This window comes from Mesorhizobium sp. CNPSo 4688 (assembly GCF_057784295.1).
This window is the reverse complement of sequence record NZ_JBWLUY010000069.1, coordinates 1-2,477: the sequence shown is the minus strand read 5'-3', so window position 1 is coordinate 2,477 and position 2,477 is coordinate 1. Positions and strand designations below refer to the sequence as shown.

At 67.2% G+C, this 2,477-nt stretch carries 3 protein-coding genes; all 3 read right to left on the bottom strand.

Annotated features, from left to right (window positions below; genetic code table 11):
• Positions 1–13: 13 nt before the first annotated feature.
• On the bottom strand, positions 14–1,492 hold the full coding sequence (gene tnpC / locus AC04SH_RS34730; protein ID WP_488481859.1) for an IS66 family transposase: 1,479 nt from the start codon (positions 1,490–1,492) through the stop codon (positions 14–16).
• 109 nt (positions 1,493–1,601) lie between these two features.
• Positions 1,602–1,928, bottom strand: a complete 327-nt coding sequence (gene tnpB / locus AC04SH_RS34725; protein WP_488481858.1) for an IS66 family insertion sequence element accessory protein TnpB — start codon at positions 1,926–1,928, stop codon at positions 1,602–1,604.
• Between the two features lie 26 nt (positions 1,929–1,954).
• On the bottom strand, positions 1,955–2,401 hold the full coding sequence (tnpA, locus tag AC04SH_RS34720; RefSeq protein WP_488481857.1) for an IS66-like element accessory protein TnpA: 447 nt from the start codon (positions 2,399–2,401) through the stop codon (positions 1,955–1,957).
• Positions 2,402–2,477 lie beyond the last annotated feature (76 nt).

Sequence of the window (2,477 nt, the reverse complement as noted above, 5' to 3'; positions counted from 1 at the left end):
GTAACCGCTGTTCTCAGGCCACGGCCTTGAGTGGTGCGGGGGCGTAGGCCCAGGGCAGCAGGTCGTCGAGTTGGCTTTGCGGATGGCCGGCGACGATGCGGGTGATGACGTCGGTGAGGTAGGCGTACGGGTCGACGCCGTTGAGTTTTGCGGTTTCTACGAGCGAGGCGATGGTCGCCCAGTGCTCTCCACCGCCGTCGGAACCGGCGAAGAGCGCATTCTTCCGATTGAGGGCGATTGGCCTGATCGAGCGTTCGACCACGTTGGAGTCGATCTCGACGCGGCCGTCGTCGAGGAAGCGACCAAGTCCGGCCCAGCGCGAGAGCGGGTAGCGGATTGCTTCGGCGAGCTTGCTCTTCTGGCTGACCAGGGCGAGCTTCTCGCGCAGCCATGGCTGGAGGATATCGATGACGGGGCGGCTTCTCTCCTGGCGGGCGGTGCGCCGCTCTTCGGGCGAGCGTCCCCGTATCTCGCTCTCGATCTTGTAGAGCTCGGCGATGCGCTGGAGCGCCTCCGTGGCAATCGGCGCGGGTCCGGACTGGGCCAGTTCGTAGAAGCGTCGACGGACATGCGCCCAGCAGAACGCCAGGCTCACGGCATTGCGCTCGGCCAGCGCCCGGTATCCGGCGTAGCCGTCGACTTGCAGGATTCCAACGAAGCCCTGAAGGTGGCGCAACGGCTGTTCGGCCTTGCGGTCGGGCGCATAGAGATAGGCGACGCCGGGTGGAGCGATCCCGCCCCAGGGGCGATCGTCGCGGGCGTAAGCGAACAGCTGGCCCGTCTTGGTGCGGCCGCGCCCGGGATCGAGCACCGGCGCCGTGGTCTCGTCGGCGAAGAGCTTGCCGGACGCCTTCAGCCGCTCGAACAGCCGCTCGTGGATCGGCCGTAGCAGGAAGGCTGCCTTGCCGACCCAGTCGGCGAGCGTGGACCGATCCAGGTTCACGCCCTGCCGGGCATAGATCTGCGCCTGGCGATACAGGGGAAGATGGTCGGCATACTTCGACACCAGCACGTGGGCGACGGTCGCTTCGGTCGGGATGCCCCCCTCGACGAGGCGCTCCGCTGCGGGCGCCTGCACCACGACCTCCTCGCAGCTCCGGCAAGCATACTTCGGTCGGCGCGTGACGATGACGCGGAATTGGGCCGGCACGATGTCGAGGCGCTCGGAGCGATCCTCGCCCATGACGTGCAGCATCCCCTTGCAGCACGGGCAGATCTTGTCGGGGATGTCGATGACCTGCTCGATACGCGGCAGGTGCGCGGGCAGTGAACCGCGGTTGGCGCGGCGCTTCCTGGCGCGAGCCTCGCGCTTAGCAGGATCGGCGGCGTCCTCTGCGGCGAAGTCCTCCGCCTCGACCTGCTCGGCCTCTTCCAGGCCCAGCAGCAGTTGGTCGACCGGCAGGCTCTCTGCCCTGCGGCCGAAGCGGTGGCGCTGCAGTTCCTTGATGATCTGGCGCAGCCGCTCGTTCTCGGCGCGCTCCGCCGCGAGCATCGCCTGAAGCGCGATCGGATCGTTGGTCTGAGGCTCGGCCGGGTTGCTCACAAGGCCGATTCAATCATGCATTCCAATGCTTTGCCAGCGTCTCTGGCCGCCCATGGAATCAACTTGCCGCGACCGGCGCGCGCGTCTCGCGGGCGTCATGCACGCGCCGCCAATCCAACCCTTCCAGGAGCGCCTGCAATTGCGCCGCCGACAACCTCACCACGCCATCGGTGATGGCAGGCCAGCAGAACTTCCCGTCCTCCAGACGCTTCGCCAGCAGGCAAACGCCGGTGCCGTCGAAGTACACCAGCTTGACCCGGTCGGCGCGCTTGGCCCTGAAGACGTAGACCGTGCCAGAGAACGGATCGGCACCCATCGTCTCGCGCACCAGCGCCGCCAGGCCCTCGGCCCCCTTGCGGAAGTCCACAGGCTTCGTCGCGACCATCACCTTGACCGCACCCGTCGGCCCGATCACGACGGCGCCTTCAGCGCACGGATCACCGCCGCCACCGTCCTGGTGTCGGCGCCACGACCGACGCGCATGGCGACACCGTCAATCTCCAGTTCGATCACGCCGGCTTCTCGCGCGGCCTTCCGCTTCCGCGTCGATCTCGCGCGCTTCCCCGCCGGTTCGGGCTGCGGTGCCGCGACCACTGCTGGAACAAATAATGGCTCCGGTGACGGCGCATTCGCCAATGGCACCCGCGCGGACCGGCGCCAGGCGAACAGCTGCTGCGGGGACAATGCATATCGCCGGGCCACCGCGCTCACGGTCTCGCCGGCATCGTAGCTTTCCGCCACGATCCGCGCCTTCTCCTCCGGCAACCATTCGCGCCGCCGTCCAGAACCCGTGAATATCTCAAGCCGACGAACCGGCTCTTCGTCTCTGGACTTAAGCGTAAGCTCTGAAATCGTCATGTGTCGAAGCCCTCAAAGGCTCCGAGCATCGTGGCTCACGACCACGCGCGAAAGGTGGTGCCGCAACAGCGCTCAC